Origin of the sequence: Helicobacter didelphidarum (assembly GCF_003364195.1) — a bacterium.
In the GTDB taxonomy this organism is placed as follows: domain Bacteria; phylum Campylobacterota; class Campylobacteria; order Campylobacterales; family Helicobacteraceae; genus Helicobacter_A; species Helicobacter_A didelphidarum.
In genome coordinates, this window is sequence record NZ_NXLQ01000089.1 from 1 (window position 1) to 2,507 (window position 2,507).

General features: G+C 32.1%; 3 protein-coding genes and 2 pseudogenes. All 5 read right to left on the reverse strand.

The window, feature by feature from the left end; translation table 11 throughout:
- Positions 1-257: pseudogene (locus CQA53_RS10880) on the reverse strand (hypothetical protein); the annotation flags it as partial.
- A 34-nt stretch (positions 258-291) separates the two neighbouring features.
- Positions 292-543 carry a hypothetical protein gene (locus tag CQA53_RS12215; protein ID WP_147290044.1) on the reverse strand — a complete coding sequence of 84 codons (252 nt, stop codon included), beginning with the start codon at positions 541-543 and terminating at the stop codon, positions 292-294.
- Positions 544-716: 173 nt separating this feature from the next.
- Complete coding sequence (locus CQA53_RS10885) at positions 717-1,139, reverse strand: hypothetical protein (RefSeq protein ID WP_115543963.1); 423 nt, start codon at positions 1,137-1,139, stop codon at positions 717-719.
- 15 nt (positions 1,140-1,154) lie between these two features.
- Positions 1,155-1,946, reverse strand: a complete 792-nt coding sequence (locus CQA53_RS10890) for a T6SS effector amidase Tae4 family protein (RefSeq protein WP_245945905.1) — start codon at positions 1,944-1,946, stop codon at positions 1,155-1,157.
- Positions 1,947-1,948: 2 nt separating this feature from the next.
- Positions 1,949-2,507, reverse strand: a pseudogene (locus CQA53_RS12665) (hypothetical protein); the annotation flags it as partial.

The window sequence follows — 2,507 nt, forward strand, 5'->3', positions numbered from 1 at the left end:
ATTATAGGATAATCATCATTATATTTCTTATCAGCTCTAGCACTAGGGAGGATTACAGAAATAAGAGAACAAGGAGTAGGAACACCTGCGATATTGTTAGTGCAACCTATAATACTTGCATTGAGTAAATCACTTTGTGTGATAACTCCTACACCTTCTATCTCTAAGAGTGAGCCATTATTGCTTTTAAGATTTATTATACCATTATGAGGACAGATGAGTATGTCAGATTCTAGTAGTGGATTGGTTGTAGCCATACTTTCTCCTTATTTGTAGCGTATTATATCCAACTTACATTCGCATACATTCTAGCATACGCACCCGATACCCTGTTTTGTTGGGTGCTTTTTGATTTTCAGGCTTTGAGAGATATTCTAAGACATATGAATCTATGGTTTGTGTAAGCTCTTCAATTGCTTTAAACCCTGTCATCTTAAGATAATACCGAATATCCCGCCTAAACCCAATTATATCGCTACTAACAAAATAAACCTTGCTCCATTCTTCATGCGATTTGTTTCTAGTCGGTAAATTTTCCCACAAACAATAAGAAAGTCCATAGTCTTTTAAATAAGTTTTTTATCAGCTAATGGAAGATAAAATGCATTTACTAAACTAGATACACATAATAACATAACAATAATTTTTTCATTTCCACCCCCCTTTTTTTTAATCATATCTTCCAAAAGCAAAGCTCACGGACAAAATATTGCTTCTCATTTACAATCCTTGCAATACTTATAAAAAATCTCTTTTACTTTATCATGGTATTTTGAGCTATCATATATAGAAAAACAATATCCTACCCAAACTGCATCTAGCTCGTCTTTATTTTGTATATATGTTGGTATTTCCATATATTCTTTTAACTCTTCAAATGCTACTTTAACATCTATTATTTTTGGTTTATTTCTGCACCCAAAAGCCTCTTCGATTGCTTCAAAATCTCTACCAAATGTAGTGCTATACCCCATTGGTTTATCTTTTACCCCCAAGCAATATGCCATACCCAAATTTGCAAAAGTCCGAATTTTTGTTTCTACACTATATCCAAATATAGGCTTCAAACAAAGAGATTGCGACCAAAGATTTGTTATAATACAATATAAGATAAACATTGTAACAATAATTTTTTTCATCTCTACCCCTTTTAATCATATCTTCCAAAAGCACAATTCACGCACGACTATAGTTTCATCATTTAGATAATTCGTCTCATCTAAAAATCCTCCCATCTCTTTATCCCAAAGTGTCGTGTGTCCTCCTGCATCTCTCCAACCATCAATATCCATTGTGATGATACCATTTTGGTGTAATGATTGCAGGGTAGCAAAAAACTTTTTATTCTCATCCCTTGCAATATTTTTATCTGTATAAAAGACTTTATAAAAATCCTTAGTATTGTTTTTTGAGAAAGGCTTTACTTGCTTCCAATTTCTTAGTAATAATTCCTTTATCTTTGGAACTCCTGTGTAATACAAATGCCCATCATCACCCCTTAGTGCATTGGAAGGTAGAGTGCATAAGCTTTTTATCGGCATTTTCCCATTATTAAAGGCATAGCTAACCTGCAAAGCACAAGAATTAGCAAAGTTTTGATACCTTTCGCTTTCATACTTTAATCGAATTTGTATATCATTGATAATAAATCGGGCATACTCTTCTAAAACTTTACCGCCCACCTTTGCATATCGCGGATATACATTATGCTGATTGAAGTTATCTAGCGTTGATTTGATTTCTACTAATATTTCTTTGGCATATTCTTGCTTTATTTTATAAATTATAAGTTGTTTTTTAATAGCCTCTTCTAATTTACCCATAAGCTTACCATTCTCATCTTGTAGCTCAAATATTTCCTTATACGCCTCTTTAAAAAACTTATAGCTTGGTCGATCTATTTCTAAATCCTTTTCTATGCTACCTATTTTAATCTTGCAACCCATACCTACTCCTTTGTATTAATATTTGGTATGTCTTTTAGAGCATTCATAAAGATAATTTCATTATCCTTAACTCTACCCTTTAAACTTATGGTATTACCATTAATATTTGCATTTATTTCTACATATTCCCCATCTTTATAATCTTTGGTGATTATATGTAAATTCAAATCATCTTGACATTTGGAATTATTTTTTATCCTTTTACAATCCTCTCCATAGCTAAAATACATATCATGTATTTGCTTATTCGCTAAAGGAGAATCTTGATTGGAATCTTTGTCTGTATTGTTAGAGTTTGCATTAGAATCTGTATCTTTGCTATTTTTATCCTCCTCTCCCCACAATCTCTCACTATGTCCTCCATTGATGATATTGCATTTTAAGATATGAGAATCTATATCTATATCTTTAGATTCTATCATACTATCTAATCCATGAGCTAAATGTATTTCTATCTTATTAGCTTTAGCTGGAGTGAGGAGAGTGATGATATAGTGTGTGAGGGCATCTCCATGTAGTCCTACTTCGTTATAATCTATATTTGATAGATTCTGTGAGTTT